General features: G+C 41.1%; 19 protein-coding genes. 11 read left to right on the top strand and 8 right to left on the bottom strand.

Annotated features, from left to right (window positions below; genetic code table 11):
- Nucleotides 1-199 (bottom strand): hypothetical protein (locus tag FJ366_02640; protein MBM3894468.1); only part of this gene is annotated, 199 nt, incomplete at its 3' end.
- Between the two features lie 227 nt (nt 200-426).
- Here FJ366_02640 and FJ366_02645 point away from each other — a divergent pair.
- Nucleotides 427-4,536 (top strand): hypothetical protein, encoded by a 4,110-nt coding sequence (locus tag FJ366_02645; GenBank protein MBM3894469.1) that lies wholly within the window; start codon nt 427-429, stop codon nt 4,534-4,536.
- 139 nt (nt 4,537-4,675) lie between these two features.
- On the top strand, nt 4,676-8,863 hold the full coding sequence (locus tag FJ366_02650; GenBank protein MBM3894470.1) for a hypothetical protein: 4,188 nt from the start codon (nt 4,676-4,678) through the stop codon (nt 8,861-8,863).
- Nucleotides 8,864-8,872: 9 nt separating this feature from the next.
- On the opposite strand, the gene FJ366_02655 is transcribed toward FJ366_02650, so the two are convergent.
- On the bottom strand, nt 8,873-10,642 hold the full coding sequence (locus FJ366_02655) for an ABC transporter ATP-binding protein (GenBank protein MBM3894471.1): 1,770 nt from the start codon (nt 10,640-10,642) through the stop codon (nt 8,873-8,875).
- A 161-nt stretch (nt 10,643-10,803) separates the two neighbouring features.
- On the opposite strand from FJ366_02655, the gene mnmG reads away from it, so the two are divergent.
- Both mnmG and FJ366_02665 read left to right on the top strand, forming a co-directional pair.
- Complete coding sequence (gene mnmG, locus FJ366_02660; protein ID MBM3894472.1) at nt 10,804-12,669, top strand: tRNA uridine-5-carboxymethylaminomethyl(34) synthesis enzyme MnmG; 1,866 nt, start codon at nt 10,804-10,806, stop codon at nt 12,667-12,669.
- Nucleotides 12,670-12,757: 88 nt separating this feature from the next.
- Nucleotides 12,758-13,981: a hypothetical protein gene (locus tag FJ366_02665; protein MBM3894473.1), complete on the top strand. Its 1,224-nt coding sequence runs from the start codon at nt 12,758-12,760 to the stop codon at nt 13,979-13,981.
- A gap of 47 nt (nt 13,982-14,028) precedes the next feature.
- On the opposite strand, the gene FJ366_02670 is transcribed toward FJ366_02665, so the two are convergent.
- The 6 genes from FJ366_02670 to FJ366_02695 all read right to left on the bottom strand — a co-directional run bounded on the left by FJ366_02670 (nt 14,029) and on the right by FJ366_02695 (nt 18,277).
- Nucleotides 14,029-14,559 (bottom strand): hypothetical protein, encoded by a 531-nt coding sequence (locus FJ366_02670; protein MBM3894474.1) that lies wholly within the window; start codon nt 14,557-14,559, stop codon nt 14,029-14,031.
- 29 nt (nt 14,560-14,588) lie between these two features.
- Nucleotides 14,589-15,023, bottom strand: a complete 435-nt coding sequence (locus FJ366_02675) for a hypothetical protein (GenBank protein ID MBM3894475.1) — start codon at nt 15,021-15,023, stop codon at nt 14,589-14,591.
- A gap of 49 nt (nt 15,024-15,072) precedes the next feature.
- On the bottom strand, nt 15,073-15,312 hold the full coding sequence (locus FJ366_02680) for a hypothetical protein (GenBank protein MBM3894476.1): 240 nt from the start codon (nt 15,310-15,312) through the stop codon (nt 15,073-15,075).
- 46 nt (nt 15,313-15,358) lie between these two features.
- Nucleotides 15,359-15,706: a hypothetical protein gene (locus FJ366_02685; protein ID MBM3894477.1), complete on the bottom strand. Its 348-nt coding sequence runs from the start codon at nt 15,704-15,706 to the stop codon at nt 15,359-15,361.
- Between the two features lie 119 nt (nt 15,707-15,825).
- Nucleotides 15,826-16,860, bottom strand: coding sequence for a hypothetical protein (locus FJ366_02690; GenBank protein ID MBM3894478.1), 1,035 nt, complete (start codon nt 16,858-16,860; stop codon nt 15,826-15,828).
- Nucleotides 16,861-16,963: 103 nt separating this feature from the next.
- The gene (locus tag FJ366_02695) at nt 16,964-18,277 is read right to left on the bottom strand and encodes a histidine--tRNA ligase (GenBank protein MBM3894479.1); all 1,314 of its coding nucleotides are present in this window, start codon (nt 18,275-18,277) and stop codon (nt 16,964-16,966) included.
- A 42-nt stretch (nt 18,278-18,319) separates the two neighbouring features.
- Here FJ366_02695 and FJ366_02700 point away from each other — a divergent pair, with 42 nt between their 5' ends.
- The 7 genes from FJ366_02700 to FJ366_02730 form a co-directional block, all read left to right on the top strand.
- Nucleotides 18,320-18,886, top strand: a complete 567-nt coding sequence (locus FJ366_02700; GenBank protein MBM3894480.1) for a DUF721 domain-containing protein — start codon at nt 18,320-18,322, stop codon at nt 18,884-18,886.
- On the top strand, nt 18,825-20,468 hold the full coding sequence (locus FJ366_02705) for a hypothetical protein (protein MBM3894481.1): 1,644 nt from the start codon (nt 18,825-18,827) through the stop codon (nt 20,466-20,468). The genes FJ366_02700 and FJ366_02705 overlap by 62 nt, the downstream gene beginning before the upstream one ends.
- Before the next feature lie 200 nt (nt 20,469-20,668).
- On the top strand, nt 20,669-21,721 hold the full coding sequence (locus tag FJ366_02710; protein MBM3894482.1) for a hypothetical protein: 1,053 nt from the start codon (nt 20,669-20,671) through the stop codon (nt 21,719-21,721).
- A 112-nt stretch (nt 21,722-21,833) separates the two neighbouring features.
- Nucleotides 21,834-23,060, top strand: a complete 1,227-nt coding sequence (locus FJ366_02715; protein MBM3894483.1) for a hypothetical protein — start codon at nt 21,834-21,836, stop codon at nt 23,058-23,060.
- Nucleotides 23,061-23,062: 2 nt separating this feature from the next.
- Nucleotides 23,063-23,755, top strand: a complete 693-nt coding sequence (locus FJ366_02720; GenBank protein MBM3894484.1) for a hypothetical protein — start codon at nt 23,063-23,065, stop codon at nt 23,753-23,755.
- A 318-nt stretch (nt 23,756-24,073) separates the two neighbouring features.
- Nucleotides 24,074-24,601 (top strand): hypothetical protein, encoded by a 528-nt coding sequence (locus tag FJ366_02725; protein MBM3894485.1) that lies wholly within the window; start codon nt 24,074-24,076, stop codon nt 24,599-24,601.
- 28 nt (nt 24,602-24,629) lie between these two features.
- On the top strand, nt 24,630-26,782 hold a 2,153-nt coding region (locus FJ366_02730), incomplete at its 3' end, for a hypothetical protein (GenBank protein ID MBM3894486.1).

Consider the following 26,782-nt stretch of genomic DNA (forward strand, 5'->3'; position numbering starts at 1 on the left):
ATGTTTCATCATCTCGTTGAAGATTTTCGACAGAAAGCGCAAAAACCGAAAGAAATGGAATTTTTTTGCCAAGGCACCACTCAACAACCATATCAAGGGTCTTTTTACCAGAAGAAAGCTTGTTTTCTACCAACTCAAGCCCTTTGCGGTCATTCCACCATCGTCGATTGCCATCCATAATCAACGCAATATGCTTCACCAAGGCTCTCCTCCATGATTTTTTAAAAGATATCCCCTGGATTCTAATCAAATTTTCTTGTAAATCAATTCATAAAACAATGAAAAATTACACACAGCACTCATCAGCTAGCTTTTTTTATAAAAAATAAGCCCTTCTTAACAAAAAAACGGTCATTCAGACAGAAAGAAAATCTTTCGGTACCCTCTTAATAAGGATCAAAAGTTATAAAAACCAAACCATTTTGCATGAAAAAGACATTTTTTATTCTTTTTTCTCTCATTTTTTCGGCTCCCCTGGCAGCACGAAAAGATGAATTCATGCACAAAAAGCCATCCATCTTGCGGTTTGAAGATAATTATTGGGCCTCACTTAAAATTATCCATCACCCAACCAGCGAAATGATGCTCAGCAAAAACACCTATTCGCTTAATCCGGTTGAAGCAAATCAACTCAGCTCGCTATTTGATAGAGTCTCAACCAGAAAACAATCAGCTGCCCTAAACATCGATTTTGTTAATAAATTAATATCATTTATTGAACAAGCAATCCCTGGAAATATTAAGCTTATTTTTGAAAATTCAACTCAACCGCCAATTTTTATCAAAATATCCAAGCATACTCGACCATCATCGGCATCCCAAAAAACATCTCGATTCAAAAAAAACCCTTCTATCATCGTTTTTGAAATCTTTTCAGCTCAAAAAATGCCGCCAACCTTTATTGTTAATCTTTTAGAGTCTATCGCCGTTCAAGACCTATCTCCGGCTATTTTCTTTAAGTTGTTAGGAGCAACTGTAGGTATTTCTACAGGACTCTTCGCCTACTATTGCAGATCAAAAAAAGCTCAAAATTCCTTTGATTTTCTATACCACCAAAACAACTACTACATGGCTCATATTGCAAGGCAAATCGGTCCCCGCGTAGCTTTTTACGCAGAAACAGCTCTAGAAAATTGCTTGTACAAAGATCTTGTTACCCCAGTAGAACCAATTCCTCATGCAAAACCACTCTCCTGGATCGCACCTACGCCAGTTCCAGAAATACTTCCCAATATTGAATTGTGCTGTTTTAATGCGCCGTTTCCAGAAACAATAACCAGTCTTTGCTCTCAAGTTAGTTCAACAGCAACCCCAAATCTTAAAGAAATTGTTTTAATCGTTCCCCCGATGGCAGTTACTCCCCAATATCTCACCGCACTTTCGGCTCTTAAAGAAATTTTTAATAAAAAAATAACTCTTTTAATGATCGCATCGTCAGGATTTGAACAAGAGTGCGTACATCTTGCTCAACTAACATCCTCACCACCGCCTGTTTTTTCTGAAATCTCATGGACAGCTGTTCAAAAAATAGAACGATACACCCAAGCTCCACTCATTCAAATAAAAACATCTCAAGACACCTCACCTGCATGGCTAGAAGTTGCTCATGAAAAAAAATATCCCACCCTCCAAGTAGAACTTGCAGAACTTGCAGCTCGATACTCAAGCATCAAAAAAACAACCAATGATGAGTTCTGTGAACGCTGCCTCAAACTGTATAATCAATATACCCAGGACTCAAATCGTTTTCCCGATGGCTCAAACATCTTAATCTATGACGAAAACACAAAAAATTTATGGACATCTGGCGACACTTCTATGCCAGTTTCCGTGGCTATTATATTAAGCAACGCAGACGATGCAAAAGAACACTGGGATCAACAAACAACCCTTACCAAGCAACACCCAGATAGACCAGATGAAACATATATTTTTAAAGACGGCTGCCTAATACACGTTTTAAAAACCGATAACATTCTTGCCAGACTAATTCCCGAAGATACCGCAGACGCATGTTCTTTTTTGCAGGAAAGTATGAACGTGGCAAATCAAATAGCACGAAGCAACAAACCGTACTATGGTAAAGCGTCTCACGTGATTGAGTCTTTTTACAATTCTGCAGAACTTATTTGCCCTCTAATTGCCAAACTACTTAAAATCCCACAAAAAAAATCATTTGGTCATGCCTACTTTGAGCGCAAACAAGGAATCGCAAAAACAGATTACTTCGCACTCGTCAAAGACGCACTCTGCACATGGCTTAATAAAGACTTAAAAGATGAATCGATAGCGTTCCCCCTCTCCCCCGACATTACAACTCAGATTCCCGAATCCACGCAACTCATGTGTTTTTCGGCCTCGCACAAAGAATCGCGCAATTTTGTTCTTTCACAACTTTCGACCACAAATGCTACAAACATTTCACATCTGGTGTTTGTAACTAATAGAACTGAATTTATAACAAAAGAATGCCAAGCGTTTATTGCTAAACTTCCAAAAAAAGAAGGCCTGCAAGTACATGTTGTTATTGTGCAAGAAACAAGTACTGATGAAAAAGAAAATTCATTAACAACCATTCATGAGGATGTTATCAATAAATGTAAAGAGCTTCTCACCCCACAAAATATCGCTTGGTGCATAGGAACCAAATATTTAAATAAACATTTACTCCCTAGCTATAACAATATTAGCTTGCTAACAGAATCCTCTCACGGCCGAAAACACAATGAAGAAATAGGGCTTCAAATTTATAACTGGGCGCAAACCAATCTATTAATTTTTAACTTAGCAAATCATGGATTTGCACCAAATATCACCACAGAAACGATCAAAAAGAATCTTGCTAGAATTGATCGCCAAGGCTCCCCCCTAACGACTGAAGGATTAACTCTACTTAACAATATTCTGCTGTATGATGAAAACACAAACCGCCTTTACATCCAAGACGACACGCGGCCAATCTCTCACGCACTGTTATTTCGTCGATCACCACTCGAAGGTCCTTCTAAATTTTTCTGCGATAAAACAACTGGAAGAATACGGATCAACAAACAAGATTATTTTGCTCACTACATTTTTGAAACAACTGAACGCCCATTATTTTTATGTAAAAATGAGTGCAAGACTGTTCTTTCAACGACAATTACCCAAATCAACAAACAAGATATTATTCAAAGTGAACAAAGTGTCTCTAGTGATAAAAAATGGAATAGAATTTTTAGAACTCAAAAAGAAAGCAACATTCGCACTTTTTATACTGCCTGTTCCCTCAATTGGTTTAAAAAAGCAAGAAGAAAATCAACTTCTACAGATGAAAATCCAGCAACCACTCTTGCGCAAGACAGCCCAGATTGCAGATATCTAAAAAAATGGTTTCCAACTTTTTTTGCAGATTATACCGAATTTGACGATCTTGACGTTTTTATACAAAAACTCAAAGAAGAAAATAGTCAAACTTCTCAAGAGATTACAACAACCGATGGCGTCACTATTCGGGAAACTATTCCTCAGCTTGTTTTTATCGAAGCAGATTCAAAATACATTTCTTCAATTATTGAAAGACTCAACAGTTCCAGACTTTCGCAATATATCAAGAGCAGTAGAATTATCTTCGTTCAATCACAAGTACATACGGAGCTTAGAAAGCAATCCCTAATCGACCGTTTCGACAAGGAGATATTTCAATTCTTCAGATTCAAGGTCCCCATCTATCGTCCTATTTTCATGAAAGAAAATGATGAGAAAGAAATTTTTATTGCAGAACTTTTGTACTCTTCACAATATCAAAACGGAACGACAATAGGACTTAGCCAAGAAGCAATTCGCGGATACATTTCTCATGGACACTATCAACGTAAAAAATATTTTAAACTCAATCTTACGAGCAAGCCTCGCACTCTAACTGGTACGGCTACAACAACCGCATCGCCTAAAGCTGCATCATCAAGAGCCGATCTCGCAGTAACAACTCACAGACGACCACGGCCCACCACACTACGGTACTCACGAGATGCTGTAAACTCTGACGCAATAAACAAATTGTCCGAATATACCCCTCTTACTATTGGTTACCAAACGCTTCCTAGTGGAGAAAATCAAATGATCCTTAAAGATGCAACAACCGATGAAAAATTAAGCGATACTGAAATCCTTGAGTTAAGATCGAATAAAGCTGTTATTAGCGTTTTTTGTGAAATTAGTAACCAAACTAATATAGATATCTCAAACTCACTCAAAAAGTTGCTGCGCAAAGACTTTCCCGAAAAAAGAATTCCTTTTTTCTTTTACAACAATTATTTAGTCGAAGCAACACTCGCAGACATTCCAGACGATGAAGACTACCAACCGCCAACAAGCCAGGATCCTGATGACTTTGATATCTCAACTATCACCACTCAGGGATTACAGCTTTTTTCAGCAGAAGATTTTTTACGTCACAGTGATTCTTATCCCGCATTACAGCGGTTTTTTATACAGCATATCCAACAAGAAACCCCTCATGCCCCAGCCAAAAAACTCTACATCATAAGCACCTAAAAATCTCAAGCAGCACGCCCCGGGGGCAAAAAAACGCTAAAAATGAATGTATTATTTGAGCGGTTATAAAAAAAATAAAAAACGAGCCATTATGGCACCCTAAGATAATCCTACCCCATCTCACCATAAAAACCTTATAATGAAGCTGTTTTTGCATTTATTTTTTCTCTTGGCTGCCTGCTCAACTATCAACAGCGCGCCTATGCCAACACACAAGCAACCCGTAACATTACGGGCAGAGAGGAATTTTTGGGCTTCATTTACGATTACTCACCAACAAACATCAAGTGTCTTTCTAAGCAAGCAATCATTTATCCTGCAAGAGTCAGAAGAAGCAAAATTACAAGAATTGTTCAAAGAAATAAGCACACGTGAGCACGTAAAAAAAATAAATCATCCTGTTTCTAATACACTGATAGCGCTTCTAGAAAAACTTCCTACCGCCAATATCAAAATAAGCTTTAAGCAACCGGGCAGAGTCTCTCTTTTTATTCGGTTCTCAAAGCACCACCAAAAAGACCGTCAACACTTGCCAGCCGTTACCCTTTTTGAAATCTTTTCAGCTCAAAAACAACCCCCTCAGTACATCGTTAACATGCTGGAATCTATTTGCGTAAGAACGCCCCCTAAATATATTATTCCAGGGCTTCTTTCGGCTACCGCTGCAACAACACTGGGATTATTTACTTTTTTTTGTCGATCAAAAAAAGCACAAAATCGATTTGATTTTGCCTATCACCACCCCCGTACTCATTGCTCTCAAATCGCAAGCGAACTTGGCAAAAGAATGGCTTTTTACAAAAACATTCCCGAAGAAAACTGTTTTTTTACTGATCTTGTAAATATTATTTCTCCCGTTCCTGGATTTGCGCCACTTGCATGGATACAAGCAAGCCAAATTCCTGAAATCCCCGCAACTGCTCAATTTTGCGTATTTAATGCACCATTTACAGAATCGATAGAAAAATTAAGCACAATGGATTTTTCAACACATCCAGTGCTCACAGAAATCATTATCGTTGCCCCATCAAGCGGCGTTACCGAAAAATACATTACAGCACTTAAAGCACTTCAAGAAAACAGCGGTAAAACAATTTACTTTTTTGCACTAGAAACTTCTGGCTCAGATGATGCGTTAGAAAAACATGCATCAGTTGTCAGTTTATGCGCCGCTCCAAAAACCAATTTGCGCGTTTTTTGGTTCACCGCTCAAACCCGCTATTACTATGAGCACTCTGGAGCATTGAAAATATCTTTTATTCTCAATTCTTCAGAAATTATACAGGATCATCCAGCAGGAAGAGAAAAACAATACAACCCAAACGCCCTTAACGAACAAAATGCACTTGTTGAACTATTAGCACAAGAAAGCAGCCTTTCTCTGCTTTCCAAACCTGATTTTGATACGCTTTGCACCCAAACTCTTCAAAAATTAGGTACTCCGGCGAACGCAAACATTTTGATCTACGATGAAAAATCAAAGTATCTGTGGTTTTCACAAACCCAAACAAAACCAATATCATTTGCAGTGCTTTTTTCACAGAGCGAGGAAAAGTGGGAAGCCCAAGAGCTTGAAACATTCATAGAAATCGATGGGACAAAAATTCCAATTACCGATCAATTTGACTACACAATAGCACACTCAGAAAACGCATTTGAAAACAGTGATCCCTTTTTATTCGTAAAACCTCAAAGCACTTTCCACCGAGCGATCACAAAAGCCGCTTCAAATTTTAGTCCAAAAACCCAGCAGCTAAACATTACATCGTTTATCAACTACGCAGAAGTTTTTGGACCTGTTATTGCCGCTCAAAAAGATATTAAACTCGCAGATTGCTTTATTAAGGCCCTTGTAAGAAAAAATAGCACTCTAGACGCCTTCGTCTTGCCACTAGAGCCAGAAACAAATCTGCGCATTCCTGAAAATTGCAAATTTATTTGCGTACAAGCCCCACACTCGCAAGCGGTCAACTGGCTTTTTGCGCAACAAATCCCAAAGACGCTTCAAAGCTATGTTCTTTTTGCTGAAGAAACTCAAATTACTGCAGGTTTTATCCGCAAATGCAAACGTTTTTCCGAAAGAATGGCTCTTGCAGCACCGGGCGCATGCTTTACCCTTGTTGCATACAAGCAACAAGACAAAACCATCGCAAGCCCTCAAACAAAAAGAAGGTCTCTACTCAGATTTACCGGAGTTCCCGGAATGGTTGATGGCATAAGAAAAAATCGAAAGCAAGCAGCTTTTATTTCGCTTTTAAACAAAATGGTTAACTCGCCAACCGCATCTGCGCGCTGGGTATCGCTTAGCATCAAGCTTGATGCTAAGTTCGTCGTTTCCAAGAATGCATTTTGCTCATGGAAAAAAGATGTGTTTGACTCATCGTATTATTATTCAAACGATGATTTTAAGTATTTTTCACATACCTTTTTTGCCCCAGAGTTTAATGGCACTGTTATTGAAAATTGTATCAAAAAAAAGTTTCCCGAATTGGCAAAACCCAACCGCCCTGCATTCTGGAGAAAAAAAGGCCTTGTAGATTTAAACATTCTTATTTACGATTTCAACTCAGGCACTTTTTATGTGCAATATCCAGACAAAAAAGTCTCGCACGCACTTTTTTATGGCACTCCGCCTGCCGACAAAACCAACAATGTCGTATGGCTATACCATCAAATGACCAAGGGGCCAGAATTCATTGGACCATCAAAAGGAATTTTTAAATACCACGGCAAAACATATAAACCATGTTTATTCTCGAGTTGCGCTGCTAGCCCAGGCCTGCTTAAGATAGATAATTGTAATTCTTCTCCCGATTCATGGCTTAATTACCTTGAATCAGAGCTTCAGAAAATTAATAACAACATCATGACTATTTCGCACCAAGCAAATAACAAGTCTTTTGCAAGAACGCACCAAGCAAATAATCCGTCTTTTGACAAAAGATCCCGAAGCATGCGATCAAACGAAGTATTAGGATGGCTTACCTGGAGACTATATCCAAGAAAAAACAAGTTTGATTTTTGGCATCACGACTCAGGAGAAAGACCAACGCAGATTACCAATGAAAACAAACACTGGTTTGCAACACCTCATGACCTACAAAACATAGATGACTTTTTTGTCATAGCGCGTGAAATTATGAATGCAGACACAGGTGCTCTTCAACCAACTGCGACTTCACAAAAATCATCGAGCAATAACAAATTATTCTTAATCGAGCTCAGCCATGAAGCGACTTCTATATTTGAAGAAAAACTACAAAGATGCTTACGAGATGAGCCTGATCTAGGAGCCTACCTTCAATCGGTGCTCCTTTCAAACGTATATGTTTTTTACAAAGAAAAACACCCCGAAGATTTTGTGAGAAACTTCATGAAGTTGCATCAACACAAAGACCATCTCGCGCTGTACTCCACCGATGCAGAGAACGTCAAACGCTGTGGATTTAGTCCGCTAAAAGATCATCTTCCAGCAACCGATTATAAAATGCCAACACACCACATGGTGGATGACAAACTATACATCAAACCAATTTTAAAAAGCGAAAATTATATTTGTTCATCACCAGCATCTCAATCACTGCAGCGCAACATAAAAAATTTTAATGAAATTCATTATTTTAGAATACCACACGAATTGCCAGACCCCAGAGTGCTAAAACGACCAACAAGTTCTGCAGCTCAGGCTCCATCAACCCCTCAAGCATCCACGCGCTCTCGACGATCTCAACCTAAAACAACAAGTCCATTAATAACCACTCCCCTTGAATTTAGCGGCTGTCGACTTAATATAAATAGTTCATACTACACTCAGACATTAAACATAATTAAACAAATTTTAAAAAATAAAACTACCTCCTCTCCGAAAATGCGATTTATTTTTATTATCATCCTTTCAAATAAGGATTTTAAAAAAATGAATTTTTTTTTGAAAGATCTCTCTTCCTGGCTGTGGGGAAAAAAATTATCTTACCCCATCGAATGCTTTATCACTGGAAATCTAGAAGAAATTAAATCAAACGACCTAGAAGAAGACGAAGTTGGGCTTCCCATCTTTACCGGTTTGTCCGATGACCCTATTCCTCTAACGGTCACGCTCGAAACAATTTACCAGCACGGAATACGATCATCTTTTTTTGATTTTACAAATCCTAGATTCACCCATGAATCCATAAAATATACCAACAATCAAGACGTTTGGGACTGCTATCACACAACATTTAACCCTGCTGGCTGGGTTGCAGGAAAACCAAACCTTGCAGAAAAAGTACTGGAATGGAGCGATTCGACAAAATACACCCCGATATTTTTGGAAGTTATCAACTAATAGTAAAAATCATTCATCATCGGTATGCCACAAAAAACCATTAACTTGCGAATTCCATAATTTTGCATACAAAGAATCTTGCTGTTGCAAAAGCTCTTCGTGAGATCCATCGCCAACTATTTTGCCCTTGTCAAAAACCAAAATACGATCCATGTGCAGCAAGGTTGAAATTCTATGCGCAATTACCAGTACCGTTTTTTCTTTCATCAAAGAATCAAAACTTTCTTGAATTTCATGCTCCGTGACCGAATCAAGTGCAGAAGTTGCCTCATCCAAAATCAAAATTGGTGAATTTTTTAGAATCGCTCGCGCAATCGCAATGCGCTGCACCTGTCCACCCGACAATCGCAAGCCACGTTCACCAGCAAACGAATAATATCCTCCTTCTGCTTTTTTTATAAACTCATGAGCAAATGCCGCTTTTGCAGCCTCCATAACTTGCTCGTCTGTCGCTTTTGGATTTCCATATCGAATGTTTTCCATAATTGTTCTATGAAAAAGCTGCGGGCTTTGAGGAATCACACTCATGTTTTCACGTAGGCTTTGCTGGGTAACATTTGCAATATCTTGGTTGTCGATAAAAATCCCACCCTTAATGACGTCATACAATCGAATGATTAAATTAATAAAAGTTGTTTTTCCACTGCCAGAAAAACCAACCAATCCAACTTTTTGGCCACCCGGAATAGTAATATTAAGATGGTCAAACAAGATTCCTTTTTTTGTGTGTGTAAAGTTTACATCACGAAATTCTATCGTTCCCTTGGTAACAATTAACGGCGTTGAATCCGCAGGATCTTGCATGTCATGTGGGATAGAAAGAACACTTAATGCCGTCCTGCTCGCACCAAGTGCTTTTTCAAATTCGCCAAGTTCTTGTGTAAGACCCCAAACATAATCCACAACCGTCATAGAAAGACCAATCACCAACGCAAAGTCACCAACACTCACCAAGTTTTGATTGTACAAACGCAACGTACAGGCCAAAATTGAACTAATGTATGTCACACAAAATGCTGTTTCTGCAAGTCGCAGCTTTAACATAGTCATGTGAAATGTGTGATCTTTTTCGACCATATCATCAAGGCCCATTTTAATGTAATTGGTTTCATACTCATTGCGCGCAAACAACTTCACATTCAAAATATTTGCAATGCTATCAACAACCTGACTAAAAATTCTTGTTTTGCTTCGTGCAAACTCTGTGGAATGCTCTCCCACAATGCCTGCTGTTGCAAAGTTCAAACTCAACAAAATAAACATCCAACAAAAAAAGATAGCCCCCAAATACGGATGCACTGTCGTCAAGGTTATAAACGCAAAAAGAATAGTAAAAAATTTGCGTCCGAATTGTTCCAAAATCATAGTCAAAATTTTACAAACATTTTCGCCCATTTCGATAACACGGTTGGCAATCCCTCCCGCAAACTGCTCTTGAAAAAAATTATGCGAATGGCGCTGAGTGTAATCGAACAAGTTGAGCACAATGTCTGACTCTAGGTTGGGAAATGTCTTCATGTACAAATATTCATACGACCGCCACTGCAAGCCAACAACAAGCCACCAAACTCCGTACATTCCTGCAACGAGCAAAATTCCCGCAAAGTTTTTTGAAATCCTCTCCGCAACACAATTAAGCATGTATCGCAACAACATCGTTTCGATAGACGAAATCGCTCCCGCAAAAAGCGTTAAACAAACTAATGCAAAAAAATGCCATCGATAAGGCTTTAAAAACGTTGTTATAAAAGAAAAAAGCTTGTTTGGGATTTCTTTCACTGCAGAGCACCTCTCACACGTGGCCAGGTTTCAATGTCCGGGATCCTAACTAAATGCCAAGGGTGGACTCAAGACAAAAGTCTTTTTTTAAAATAAAATAAATAAACGGGGGGTTTACAGGCTTTTTACGTATTTTTGTAAATAAAAGGGATCAGCGTAGTATGGATTCATATTTTGATGTTATTGTGATTGGTGCTGGCCATGCTGGCTGCGAGGCCGCGTATGCGTCTGCCAAAATGGGCTCCAAAACGCTTCTGTTGACCTTAGATACCGCCAAAATCGCCACCATGCCGTGCAACCCATCCATCGGGGGGATCGGGAAAGGACATATTGTTCATGAAATCGCCGCATTCGATGGAATAATGCCAAAAATAGCATCAAAAACCTACCTGCAAGCCAGAATGCTCAATACAAGTAAAGGCCCTGCCGTGCAAGGCCTACGACTGCAAATCGATAAATACGAGTATTCAAAGCAAGCAACACAAGAGTTGTCACGTACAAAAAACTTAACTATTCATCAAGGCAAAGCCCACTCCTTGCTCACAAAAAACAACGCTGACCGAAAAAGCGTAAGCGGAATTACAACCGTAAATGGCGAAACCTTTTATGCGCCAACCGTTGTTATCACAACCGGGGTCTTCCTGAATGGCACAATTCATATTGGAACGGTAAATTACGCCGGTGGACCATACGGATCTGATTCTTCAATCGAACTTTCATCGTCCTTAGCGACACAATTAAATACCCCGCTTGGAAGGCTCAAAACGGGAACCCCGCCACGCTTGCTCAAAGAGAGTCTTGATTATTCAAAATTCGAACTTCAAACAGCTGAACCCTTAGAATATTTATTTGAATTCGATCACTTTCCAGTCACAGAAAAAATTTCATGCTACCAAACAGCAACAACTGCCGAAACCTGCCAAATTATTTTTGATAATCTTTCAAAATCTGCAATGTACTCTGGCAACATCAAAGGAGTTGGTCCGCGATATTGCCCATCAATTGAAGACAAAATCGGCAGATTCAAAGAGCGCACACAACATCACGTATTTGTTGAACCCGAAAGCGAATTTTGTGGAGAAATCTATCCAGCTGGTCTTTCAACTTCGCTGCCGCTTGAAGTTCAACAAGCCTACATCAATAGTATCCCGGGATTTGAAAACGCAATCATCAGTAAACCTGGATACGCTATCGAATATGATTTCTTGCAACCAAGCAACCTCAAACATTCGCTTGAAACAAAAGCTATTGATGGATTGTTTTTTGCCGGACAAATTAACGGTACAACCGGATACGAAGAAGCTGCTGGCCAAGGGCTTGTTGCGGGAATCAACGCACACCTTAAAGCTCACGATCAACCAGCATTTATTTTAAGCAGAACCGAAAGTTACATCGGCGTCATGATCGACGATCTGATCACACTGGGGGTTGATGAACCTTACCGCATGTTTACCTCACGCGCAGAACGCAGACTCATATTGCGACAAGATAATGTGTTTGCACGACTCATGCCATACGCGCATCAATTTGGCATGGTAAATGCTGACTTGTACCAACGCTTTTTAGCAGAAGAACAGGTCATTAAAAAATCAGTCGATCTGATATTTAAAGATCGAAAACCTGAAGGTTTGTTTGATCTCTTTCATGTATACGATTTTACCAAAGATGCACAACAAAAAGCTCGCAACGCGCTTGAAAAAAGCCTTGCAGAAATTGATGTTAATTCAAAAGCACTTTCTTCAAGAGCTCTGATTAGAATTTATGCAGAAATTCGTTATTCAGGATACATCGAAAAAGAAGAACGCGAAGTAGAAAAAGTTCTAAAAAACAAAGGAATACTTATTCCTGAAGACTTTTCCTACAAAGGACTGCCAGGCCTTTCGACTGAGCTCACAAAAAAACTTGAATTTCATCGTCCAAAAACACTTGCAGATCTTGACCTTATTCCGGGAATGACACCTGCAGGCGTGTCATTAATTCTGTTTCATTTAAAACAAAACAAAAAAAGACAAACTGTTTGCGATTAAAAAGCCCAATCTTTTACTTGGAAAAAAAGAGTTTGATGGTACCCTCAAATAAAACAACCATATATAATTATCAAAAGTAAGGTACCACATGAACTCTTTTCTTCTTAAACTTGTTGGCGTTGGACTTGTTCTTCTTGCAACATTTTTATTGTCGTCAAACAAGCGCGCTATTCGTTGGCAATTTGTTGGCATAACACTTCTTACACAAATTCTTATTGCACTTGCGATGCTCAAAACCAGTGGTGGCGAAGCACTTGGCCTGAGTATTGCAAAGTTATTTTCCGCACTCAGCAACTACGCAGACGAAGGTGGAAAAATGGTTTTCAGCACCTTGATTGATACTCAATCAAAAGCTGGATGGGGCTTTATTTTTGCAATAAAAGTCACCACATTACTTACCTTCATCGGTGGACTGATGAGTGTACTTTCGTATTTTGGCGTTATCGCTTTTTTGGTGCGCATTGTAACGTATGTTACCGCTCCTATTTTTGGCGTATCTGGCGCAGAGGGACTGTGCACCGTTGCTAATTCACTGCTCGGACAAATCGAATCACCACTCCTAGTTAAAAATTATCTTCCCCGCATGACACGCTCAGAATTGATGAGTGTTATGATTAGCGGATTTGCAACAACCAGCATCACACTACTTGTTCCTCTTGCATCGCTCGGACTTTCAGCGCTCCACCTGTTTACTTCAAGCATCATGTCAATTCCTGGAACATTGGTAATTGCAAAAATCTTAGAACCCGAAACCGAAACACCAGAAACACTTGGCCACGCGGTAAAACCAACACAAGATGGCAACACCAATATTATCGATGCACTTGCCAGTGGAGCCACTACCGGATTTACCATCTCTGGAATTATTATCGCGATGTTGATTGTTTTCATCGGCATGTCAGGTCTGTGCAATGACTTGCTCGAACAAATTGTATTTACGATCACAGGAAAAAACGGCTTCACATTTGATTGGATCTTGGGAACAATTTTTAAACCAATAACCTATTTATTGGGAATCGAATCGGGAGAACAAACAACTGTAGCATCACTCATCGGAAATCGAATGATCATCAATGAATTTGTCGCCTACTTAAAAATGCTTTCGTTAGATTTATCTGCATACAGTACAATTATTTTAACTTATCTGCTCTGCGGATTTGCCAATTTTTCGAGTATTGGCATGCAAATTGGAGCGATCAGCACCATGGCACCAAATACACGTTCAACCTTAAGTCAAATCGGCCTACGCGCCATGCTCGGGGGAACGCTTGTGAATATCTTAAATGCCTGCATCGTAAGCTTTTTAATATAAAAAAAAGGGGGCTAAAAAGCCCCCTTTTTCCTAACTAGCAAATATTGTTATAACGCTGTCGGATTTTCATCTTCTCCCGCTGCCCACGCCTGCATTCTTTTGTCTTCACGGTTAAATCTTTTACGCGCCTCTTTTCTTAAATCTCTAGCCTGGTCTGCACGCTCATCTAAAACCGCCGCGCCATCAAAAGCCATTTTAGCTTCTCCACGCGTTCTCATCATAATTCGACCAGCATCTCTCCGAATATCACCATGAGTGCGAGCAAAATCTGAACTATGCTGTTTTTTTGCTTGACCATGAACTCGCTCAAATTGTCGTCCGCCACGACGTGCTTCTCGAGCTGATTCTCTCAACTCACTGGGAGCTTCTTCAAATTTTTCTCTTGTAACATGATACGGATTTTTTCGAGTAACAGTTTCAACCCTTACACCCCCATCAGATGAGCTAGGACGACGCTGTAGACGCGCGTGAGGTTTTACTGCATCAACACTTTTTTTGGAACTGCACATCCATCCTGGCCATGCACTCACAGAACCAGCAAGAGCAAAAACCGCAATGATCATTAATTTTTTATTCATACACACTCTTTCTTTGTAATTAGAACTATTTACTGCGCACGCGGAGAACGCGGAGATTTAATTCGAGGAGAACTTTCTCTCGGCTGAACTTGTACACGCAAACCACTTCTGCCTCGTCCTTTTCCTGGAGTTTTTGCTGCAAAAAGGCTATCAGAAAGGCCTGATCGCTCTTCGGCTTTAAGTTGATCAACGGGACTTACATGATACGCAGACTCTCGCGAGAGCTTACTTCTACCTCTAGAAACAGATGGTCTTCTCGGTCCATACGAATCCCGCGAAACAACGGAATCTTCTTTTACTCGGGAATCTTCTTTTACTCGAGAAAGACTTTTGTGCTGAATAGGTGCAAACTCTATAGAATCAACTGAAATAGGCGATTCTGGCGCAGGAGCAACTCTTTTTGTCCATGGCCACGCACCAAGTGCACCTGCCAAAAAAACAAAGGTTAACAATAATTTTTTCATTTTCATTTTCCTACTTTATTCGGATCCCAAAAATTTTTTAAAAAGATTTTTATCTTCTAAGCTGAATAGGAGCACCAAAATCAGTTCTTCTTGGGTCCTTCTTTATCCCCGATCTCCAAAGTGAAGCCGACTCTTCTTTCTTTACTGGAACTACTGGAGCTGCTGGGGCTGCAAGTTTTCGGCTCGAACCTTGCCGTCTAACTTTCGTTCGACTAGATGGCGCAAATGATTGTCCCGCAAAACCAAGAACAGCCAGCATTAAAAAGATTTTTTTTACATTAATGTTCATTTTTTCTCCTTTTGAACATTGAACAAACACACATTTTTTATTCAAATTAAGATCGTTTTTTACTCAACGCGATCCGAGCTTTTTTCAGCTGATACCTTGGGGCTCTTCGCATTTTTTTCACCTGCTGATGCCTATCATTTTTCAAATATTTTAAAGCGCTCTGATCTGCCGGAAGTCCTTGATCTTGCTCACTTTTTAAAAAACCAAATTTTTCTGCAGAAAGAGCTTTCAATATCTTGCCGCGAACTCTTTCTCGAGCTTGTCGTTCTTTAGCGCCTAAAGAAGATTTTTGAGCAAACTCAGCCGTACGAAAACCGCCACGCTTTGTTTCTACCTGAACGGGAGACACTACTGCAAAAACAGCCAAAAAGCTTAGAATTAAAGATCTTTTCACTTTTTACCCCAGAAGAAAGACTCAACCATCTTTTCTTCCAGAATGGCACAAAAAGTTTCAGGCAGTAAACAAACCAGAAAAAATGTACACAAAAAAATATAAAATTCAAAAAATCTCGTTCAATCTGGAAAGCATGCTCGCGCAGCATCAAGCTGGCTCTCAAGTGTAGAAATAAGACGCTTCAACAAAAGAAGTTTTTGTGTATTTTCTAGATCCATAAAACAAACATCGCGATAATCAATTCTGCATTGCTTGCACACAGGCCTAAAGGTTTCATAATTCGTTACAAAACCACAAGGTGATCGATCTGCTCCATAGGGGTTTTGACAAATCATCCCACCAAGATATATGATCCCATGTTTCGATTCCGGCTCTAAGTGCTCACGGTCAAATCCGCAGGGAGATTTTTTTAAACTTCCCATCAAAAGCTCTTGTGCTAAAGTCAAACAAGTATAAAAAGACTGCTCAATATATTGATATTGCTCCAAAAGAATACCTGGATCAAAAAGACAGGTGGTTTTTCCAAGGGTATACACCTGCCGAAAATTCATGCGCTTATCTTTAAATTCATGTACACGCTCTCGCAAGGTCATCCACTTTTTAAAAAACTCTGACTTTGATAAAGACTTTTGCAGTAACGATGGAACCACCCCATCAACAACTTCTTCCAATTCAGCCATATCGCCTACGGCATGAACAGCCTCTCTGGGAGATAATCGACGAACATGAATTTTTCTTGTCCGAGCAAGAGGCCGACTTTCCCGTGGCGCAGATGGCAAAAATGCAACAGCGGTCAATCCATCTCTTTCCAATGATTCATCATCATCTTCTACATCAGAATCACCTACCCCTGAAGTTGACGCATCATCAGACGTTCCATCACCAGAAAAATGAGATCCAACGGCCTGAGCTGTTTGTGATGTTCGCGCAGACGGACCTACCAGACAACCATTTTCTCTTAACATTTTTTCAACAGGATCTTCCTCTGCTGCAGAAGCATGAACAGGCTCCTTTGGAGCGGGCACTGGACGCTGACCTGGAACGATCACATCAACAGCAGAAGATGAACAGCACCCCCATTTTCCCGCATCAATCGGAACGGAAAAACTGAAAACAAAAAACAGCGCTGCTATTTCATATCGAAAAGAAACCATACACTATCACCAGAAAAAAATTAGTTTCTGATTAATTAAAAGTGTCACCAAGCAATGCTATTTGTAAACAATTGAGACAATGATGCGAATTTAAGACTTGTTTTTACAACTGGCGATGACGAACATGTGTTGCAAGTTGTGCAATCGCAACCTCTGTCGATTCACCGCTCTTCATATTTTTTACAGAAACAATGCCCGACAACAGTTCGCGCTCACCAATAATGACAACAAAATCAGCTCCAATTTTGTCGGCTCTTTTCATCTTCTGCTTAATGCCCGCACCATCAAAAATCACCTGCGCACAAATGTCTTGCGCTGTAAGATTTTCAACAATCTGCAACGCCAATCCTTCTTGCGCAACATCCATCGGAACAATAACCACGCTCAATTCTTTTTTTAACGAAGAAAGCAAATCATTTTGCTGTGCTTGCATGATCATAAAAATACGCTCAAGTCCAATTCCCGCGCCAATCGAAGGCAGCAAATCTTTTTTGCCAAATGTTGATGATAAATCATAGCGCCCGCCACCACAGAAGGTGCTTTGAGATCCCAGCGCGTCTGAAGTAAACTCAAACACAACGCCGTTGTAATAATCTAAGCCTCGCACAAGTAACGGATTTAAAATAAAGTTTACCGAGAGAAGCTGTAAATCTGATTGAATGGAAAGCCATTCTTGTCGTGATTTTTCAGACAAATAGTGTTCGAGTTGAGGAGCTTTTGTGTACAACCGCTGACACTGTTCGTTCTTGCAATCAAAAACACGTAAAACATTTTTTTCTCGCCGCTCTCTGCATGTTTCACATAATTCTGCATCATTTTGTACCAGAAAGGCTCTCAACGCTTCTTTATGATGCATGCGATCTTCAACGACTCCCAAAAAATTAAGTTGCAAAACAAAGTCGCAAATTCCTAATTTTTTAAACAACCGATCGAACATCACAATCGTAGAAACGTCATTTTTCACCGAGAGCGCATTAATAACTTCTATGCTGTAGGTGAAAAACTGCCGCAATCGTCCCTTTTGCGGCCGTTCATAGCGAAACGCAGGTCCAAATTGAAACACCTTCCACGGAGAAAGCGAAACGTCATGTTCATAAAAAGCACGCACAATCGGCGCTGTAAGTTCAGGCCGCAAGCAAACGCTTCCTTCGCTCCCTTTTTCAAAAGTGTACATTTCTTTAGAAACAACATCTGTGTCGGCACCTACCGCACGCACAAAAAGTTCTGTTTTTTCTAAGACAGGAGTTCTTATTTCCGCAAAACCATGGGTTGCTAAATGACGCGAAATAAACGTGCAAATCAAGTTAATTGAGGCCATATCAAGAATATCTTCCGTACCCCGTACCCGCGTAACAACTGCAGCATTTATTTTTTTGTCACTCACAACATTTCCTTTCTTTGCTTGTTTGATAGACATGCTATATTACCAACAATACCTTTCTCGCACAAACCACCTGTTATGTCAAAAACCGACACCGCACTCAAGGGGCTTAAGCTTCTTTCACAAATTATTCCTCGCCAAGAACACTGGAAACTCAAGATTCTCAATCGCTGGGAAACAATTTGCGGGCGCTTTGCAGAAAAGATTTATGTTAAAAAAATAGAAAACGAAACACTCTTTGTCGAAGCTCTGCATCCTGCATGGGCCCAAGAGTTCAGATTTTCGATCGATGATTTTCTAGAAAAAATTAATCAACTGTGCGGCGAAAAAAAAATTTTAAAAATAATTGTCATCGGCTGCAAAGCACAAAAAAAACCTATCTCCCAAGAATCTTTAAAAGATTTGTTCATCCAGCATACACTCTTTTCTATTCAATCGACGACGGCTCTCAATACCCAAGAACGTACCGCTCTTGATGTTATAAAAAATGAACCTTTAGCATCTTGCATGGCCGAATTTTATCAACAATGTAAACGTCGAACGATAACAAGAAATACAATCCACGAGCAAAGGAACGAATCGTATGATGTATGCCCTTTTGATTGCACTTGCCCTGTGCACGAAAACGTGTTTCACAAAACCTAACCCCCAAGAACGAACCGTTGGCCAAGAACGCTCCGCGATACTTACTCACAGCGTAGCAGACCCAGACGCAAAACAATTTTATCACATCATGCTTTTTAATCTTTCTGCGGCTCACTCAAAAACCGCAAAATGCTCAAAGTTGCTCAAAAAAATTCATGCCCACAACCCATCATTTAGCAGCCCTGCGCTTGTGAGTTTTTTGTTTTCAACAGAACAATTCAAAGAGGCTGAAATCGCTGCAAATAACTACCGAAAATTATATGGCAACGATGACTGGAGTGTAAACTTCACGGCAGCACGAGCCCTGTGTGCACAGCAAAAAAACGATCTTGCCGAAGCCATGTTTCACGAAGCACAACGTACCGCAAAAAAATCTTGGGCTCACGAGCAAACAACCTATGCCCAAGCAATTTTCTACGTACAAACGCACAAACCAACACTTGCGTTACAAGAAATTGACCGCTTTCTAGAAAGCAATCCAACCCGAACAAAACACGCGCCATTTTATATCCTCAAGGCAACCATTCACCTTGGGTCATCACACCCCAATCTGGATGTGGCTCTTGAAGAACTCAACAAAGGACTTGAACTCAACCCACACCAAGAACGGGCACTTAAACTCAAAGCCCTCGTTCTTGAGCAGCAAGATAAAAAACCAGAACTTGTCGAAGTGCTCAAAAAAATCATAGAAATCGATCACAATCCAGCTTTTTCAAAAAAACTGGTTTCTCTCCAGTTCGAATTAGGCAAATTCAAAGACGCCTATGTAACTCTTGCCAAAGTTAACGAAAAAACACCCAACCACTTGTTCGATCTTGCCCTCATTAGCTGGAAACTCAAAGAAAATGAACGCGCGATCTCTCATATCAATGATGCAATCAAGCTCGATCCCGAATTTTCTCGCGCTCGCCTGCTCAAGCTTGAAATCTTCCTCTCATCAGACCGCAAAAAAGAAGCTATGCATCATCTGCGCGAGTGGATTTTAGCTGACCACAACACAAAAGTCTTTTCGATTCTTGGCATGCTTACCTCAGCCCAACTTCTTTCGGTAAAAGAAAGTATCACCCTTTTAGAGCCGCTCAAAAATCACAAACTTGTGCAAAAAGAAGTTCATTCCTTTTTAGGCGATCTGTACACACTTGTGGGCAACTTCACCGCCGCCGATACGTCATATCGCCGTTTCATGAAAACACTTGCAAAAAACGATGCCAACCTGGGAATTAAAGCCTTTTATAACCTTGGGTACCTCCAGTGGAAACAAGGGAATGTTAACAAAGCGCTCGGAGAAATAACAAAAGCTCATGCGATCGCACCAAAAAACAGCTTAATCTCTGGAGTTCTTGCCTTTTTGTATACCCAGCAACACGATAAATCAAAAATAAAACTCGCCAAAGAATTACTCAAAGCAACCTCAATCAATAGCCAGCAAGATGAACATCTGCAATTCAACTCTCTCATCGCCGCACAGGAAAAAGCTTATAAATTCAGCCCTTTCTGGTCACATCTAGATAAAATAACCCCAAAAATAGAAGACCTCATGCTTGACGGTAAAATCACCGCTACGCACAACACGACACGGTAAAAACTTTTCACCAAGAAACAATTGCGGCCTTTATTTTTTTTAAAAAACAGGATATTTGCCCTGCCTGCAACTTAAAAAAGGGCCGCTCCATTTTCCGGGCTATCATTAAAAGAATAATAATTGTTTTTCAGAACCACGCGCCACACATACCCACCCCAAATCGATGGCTTGATTCTGATCGTATAAAATCATACAAAACCATGAAAAAAAATATTCTTTTATTCGCAGGTTTGCTCGCAGCTGCGGCATTACCTGCACCACAAACAACCCAACAACAAATCACCGCAAAAGCGGGCAATCTTTTGCGACAAATCCCCGGCTACAAAAACCTCGGAGCGGCTCTTTCTTCTTTTGCTTGCTACTCTCCAGAATCAAAACCAGTCGTTTTGATCTCATCACTTGGAAGAATTGACCAAGAAATTGAAAAACTTCAGGGCCTTGGCGGTCATGACGATGCAATACTCCTTGCTGTTTCAACCGTTTTTCGCCAACTCACTACCTTCAGAGTTGCAAAAGATTCAACTGCTTTTTCTAAAAAAATGTCATTCAAGGAAAAATACGGAGCGTATGTTGTGCAAAATATCGCAGAACTCATGAATGGAATTAAAAAAAGATTTTTAACCCCAAGCAGAAAAGCCGTTTCACCAGAACTAGCAGACACAAAAACCAGATTACTCAAGCTCGCTCAAGAAAAACGCGCTGCATATTTGTATAAAAATGGCGTCCAAGATATCGATGCGGTTACAAAACGCCCAATAACTCCAAATAACCAACTCTGCATCGCCGCACATTATGCATTTGCTGAAATACCAGGGCTTGCAGAAACACTCTACCTTGTGGGAAGCGAACAAGAAACAAACGTTCTTGGGGCTGTTGCAGAAATTTCTATCGATCTTGATCTTCTTTCTACAAACGTTAAAAGCCTTGTCTGCGCTGCCGTATGCGCAAAATTACATACAAGCTTTAACGCAGCGCCCGAAACAAAAATGTTTATTAAAAGATATGGCCAAGCAGAAAGCTTTGAATCTCTCTTGATTCGCTTTATGCATGCCCAAAGACGTCGCAGTATTCACTCTGCCTCTAGCTCAAGTATCGACTCGCTTGATGCTTTTATGGAACACGAAGAAGCTGCTGCAAGCGGCTCACTAGACGATGAAAGTGATTCAGGAACCACCTATTACACAACTCAACTCTACAAGGGCAGGTCATCAAAAGACTCGCAAGCTTCTTTTAAGACAGCTCAAGCTTGGTAATCATTTTTTAGAGCAAGTCAAAAAGAGACCAAACCTCTATTTTCTTGCTCAATAAATCGTACGCTTTATAAGATAAATTCATTCCGTACAACCATGTTGCGTGCGATTGTGTATGATCAAAAAACTTTTTTTTCGCCGTTATTTTTTTATCATCACCGCTCTTTTTTTGAACCCCGTTCAGATTAATTGCGTTAATGTGAGCCGAGCTAGCAGTATCGCATCAGGATTTTTAACGGGCGGACCTGCTGGAGCGGTTTCGTCTGCAACCGGCATGGGAACTCCAACCTCCTCGGGAATGATCGATGAATTTGGACTCGACCAAAGCACAATGTCCCAACAACCATACGTAGAACTTGCACCTGGAGACATTCCTATGATGTCTGCCGCAGAAGCAGACCTGTACAGTTCAATTGCAACATCGGCTGCTGGGGGCGCCATGATGCCCGCCGTCGGAATCGACCAAGATTTTGGATCGCTTTCTCCTGCAATTACACCAGTCGGCTCAACATCCTCCTACCCACTCGACCCATTCACGGGCATGGCGTATCCACTCGATCCATCAATGATGCCATCTGGACAACCGCCAATCTCTCCATTTCCCACATCTCCAACATATTCCTCCCCTGCGTATGCCCCATCGTTACCAGCTGCACCTTCAGCTCCAGCTGGCTATTCTCCGGGATCTTCTTCTGACGCGATGGATGCAAGCGCAATCTCTGGAACAACTATTGGTGGCGCCGCAGCGCTCGGACTTGGAGGGGCTGGAGGCAGCGCATATTTCAATCGAAGACGACGCCAACAATTAGCTCGAGAAAATGAAATGTATGCCGAGGGAAGAATGAACTCGGCCAATAACGAATTTCCATTCTCCGGAGAATCCAAAATAAGCCTTCGCGAAGAAGACGTAGACTTTGGTGAAATTTTTTTTGATACCGACAAAAATGGCGTGGAAAAACCTCAAATAAAACGTGCAAGCAAACTTCGAATGCTTAGATGGTCAGAGCGCCGAAAACTTGAATACCAACTAGCACTTGAAAAATCAAAACTTTCTCTCTTGGAAAGCCAAAAAAGAAGTCGCGGTATTGATTCTTTCGGCGGGATTGACGATAAAATGAATAAAATCGCAGAACTTCGGCGAAAAATAGCACTCCTGCCACCAGATAAAAATTCATCATTTTTTTCATCATCTTCATCCAGCACTCACCCTCTTCCACACGTCAATTCTGCACAATCATTCAGAAGAACACCGGCTCCCCTTCGCCGCAGACCACCTCAACAATTCCCACCTCGTGGACACTATCCACAAAGAAGTCGCTCCCTGCAAGCTGTAAGGCGTTAACCATGAGAACATTGTTTACGCTCTTTTTTTTAGTATCAACACTCAATTCAAAAGTCCCAACACCTCAATTTACTGCAACCCCCCAAGGAATTTTTGTGGCCCCAGGAAAAGCGGTTGAAGAAAAAAAAATCTATGAGCCAGGAAAAGTAGTCGAATTCAAACAAGTTGAAGGAGCAAACGCAGGCGGAGCTGCAACCGATCCAAATGTTATGTGGTGGAACCTAACACCCCCCAAAACCCTTTCAGCTGCTGATTTTGTAGAGCTCAAAAAAGCTCGTTTAACGCTGCAAACAGAAAGTGCAAAACCTGCAGAGACCCCTGGACCAACAATAAAAAAAACTGATAGCGGAACAGGCCCTCGAATGGGTAGTGGCGTTATGGGTGGAGCAGTTGCAGCCCTTGGAAGCTCGACATCGCAAGCAAATAACACAACTGCAGATTTTAACAATCAGTTACGTGATGCCATAAGCCAACAAGGTCAAGCCGCACGGGAACGAGCAGAGCTTTTACTCGAAAAAAAGAGAAGTGCCACTCGAGTCGACCGTGAACGCCGAGAATTAATGCGAGCTCGAGCGCAAGAAAAAAGAGAACGTAAAGAATTTTATCGACACACTCGCGCAAACAAAATCAAACACTCTCTTGCTGGCAGATCATCATCGGTAAAGCAAAGAATATTAGAAGAAGATATGTATTAATGCCCTTATTTTTAAAAAAGATTGCCTCTTTGATTCTTTTTTGGAAATACTTGCCCAACTAAAAAAAACTTTAAAATTTGTTTTTGTATGATTCTGTGGCGCATTTTAGTTTTTATCTTTTTAGCAAGCTTATTAAAATACACAATTACTGACGAAAATGTTGATAACGCGCTTGAACGCGCTCATTACGCAGAAATAGCAGAAGAAGAAGAACGCGCATTTCGAATTGCACTCAATCAATTGAATGTTGAACTTGTATAAGCAAATGGCCTAACCTTTTTTTATCTAACAAATTTAATCGCTCATAAAGGCTGAAAAATGAACCACCTTGTATTAAAAAAAATAATTATTTTTGCTGGACTTTGCAGCAGCATGTCAACTCTAAGTCCAGAAGTTTCTAAAGATTCTCCAGCACCAACTCAATCAGCTGCAACACCAGCTCCCTCTACCGCTACTGCTCCAACGCCAGCTCCAGCAACCCCTCTTGAACCTACCACAATCCTCATTCCTACACCCGAAGATGGATACTCAAACCAAGAAACAGGTCTTATCGCAGGAGCCGCAGGTCTTGGTGGCATCATAGCAGGTGCAGCAACCGGAAGCGCAATCTCGAGTCACCTTAAAACAAAAAGAAAATTAGCAAAAAAAGCAAAAAAATTCGAAAAAGCTCAACGGCGACAATTCCAACAGGCAGAAGACTACGATGATGATTTTTTTGGTGCACGCAGACCACTTGTTGACGAAAGGCACACATCACCATTCCTTATGCGCAGGGCAAGCTCTACCCTCAGTCGAACAGCCCCTCAAGCGCGATGGCAACGAATTAGAAATTCTTTCCGACGTTAAGTATTAAAAACTAAAAAATGGTGGATCAATGATTAAAAAAACTCTTCTTTCTACTGCATGCCTTTTACTCCTCACCTCTCCAATCCAATCTGCCGAATCGATAGCTGGAAAAACCCCCGCTATTGACCCAAAAACAGGTCTGCCTATCCCTGACGCAGAATCGTACTTCACGACAGAAGCAACACCCGTAGAAACAGCAGGAAGCGAAGCTCCGCTCTCTGACTCTCAAATTGGAATGATAGCCGGACTCGGTGGAGGCCTTATTGCCGCTGGTGGACTGGCAGCTGGGGGCATGGCAAAAAAAAGATCTGACAGAAAAAAAGAGGCCAAACGATTAGCTGAAGCCGATGACGAGGATGAAGTTGAAGATCTCGACGCCGATTCGGCCACCGAAAGAAAATCAAAACCCCCAACAGATGCATCACCTGAAGCGGCCGAAGGCGAATCTGATAAAGATTCTTCTAAAGCAACCGCAAAACCAAAGAGCCCTGCGACTCCAGAAGCACCAGAAACACCCGATACTCCAAGCCCTGACAGTGCTACAAGACCAGCAACTACTCCAAAAGTAAAACCAGTTGTGGCGCCAGTGACGGCGCCTTCTCCTGGTGCTCCTGCAGAACCAGGAGCACCAAGTCGCGTTGTAGTGCAAAACCCCTTACGTAAAATCGAAACAGCCTCTGGCAGCGCCACATCTGCTGCTCCAGAATCAGCCAGTGAGCGCCCAGCCAGAGGGGTTTTTGGCGTCTCAAAAACAGTAATTGGTGATGCTACACCTACAACTGCTCCAGCACCAAAACCAGTTCTTCCCGCGGCAGCAGGCGCAGAGACAAGCGCGGCACCTGCCGAAGGAGAAGCAGCCGAAGGTGAAGCAGCTTCAGGAACAGGGACACCACCAAAACCAACCGTAAAAATTCCAACAACCCCGCTTGAAGAAAAAGAAGCCGAAATAAAAAGAAAATTAGCAGCACTTGATACTTCTGCAGTAAAGAAAGCGCAGGCAGCTCTAGACAAAGCAAATGACGAGCTTGGCGCAATAAGAAATGAAAAAACAGCCGCTGGCGAAAATTTTAGAGTAAAAAAAGAAGCGCTTTTAAAAGCTCAAGCAGAACTTGGAGAACTTCGTAAAAAAATCAACGGAGCGTCTGCTGAAGAAGAAAGAAAGCGCTTAATAGCAGAATTCGAACGTAAGGCAACCAATAAAAAAAACTTAGACGAGCAAGTAAAACAAGCTAAAAAAAAAGAAGACGAGCTCTCAAAGAAACAAAGCGATGCTACCAAAAAAAGAAATGCCGCTAATGACAAATTTATAAAAGTTTCTGCTCCGATAGCTAGAAAACGCGAGGCTTTAGAGCGCCAGCAAGAAAAGCTTTCTGATGTTATGAACTCAGACAAAGCTCCTCGAGAGGAGTTAGATAAAGCTAACCAACGACTTGAAACCGCAAAAAGACTTCACACAGCAGAAGGCTCTCCAGAAAACCTTGAGGAACTCAAAGCCGCTCAATCTGAGTATGACACTAAAGCAAAAGCACTCAAAAAAAAGCGCGCAGAAGCACTCAAACTTGTTGAAGCTGCCGCCAAAGAAGATGGTCAAAAAACCGGCAAATGGCGCGGCCGACTCTCCAAAATTGGCGGACGACTTGCTCGACTAAACCCCTTCAAGAAAAAAGATGGCAATAAAAAAGAAGAAGCAGATGATACCAGTTCTGCTGAAGATGATTCAGGGACAGAAGGCCGCTTCGCTCGCCTTAAAGCGGCTCTTCGTAAAAGATTTAAGCGGGAAAAACCCACTAATGGCGCAGCCTCATCTGGCACTGAAACCCCCACAAAGTCAGAAGAAGCGGATAAACCGCAAAAAACAAGCTTTTTGAAACGAGCAGTAAATAAAGTTGCTGAGAAATTAAAACGCGGAGCAGAGCAAGCTTCAAAATCTGGGGCAGCCGCATCTGGCACGGGAACCCCCGCAGATGAGCCAACATCCGGTGAAACGAAAAAAGCAAATTTTATGGAACGAGCAGCAACAACAGTTAAGGGTTTTTTAAAACGCGGACAAGTGCAAACTCCAGAACCAAAATCTAGTGAATCTACTCCAAGATTAATAGCCGGATTCCAGTCAACAGGAACTGGAGATACATTTGAAAACGCTGCTCCAAACCCCATATTTCGAAAACTAGCCCTATCTCG

The sequence above is a fragment of the Candidatus Dependentiae bacterium genome (genome assembly GCA_016871815.1).
Lineage (GTDB): Bacteria > Babelota > Babeliae > Babelales.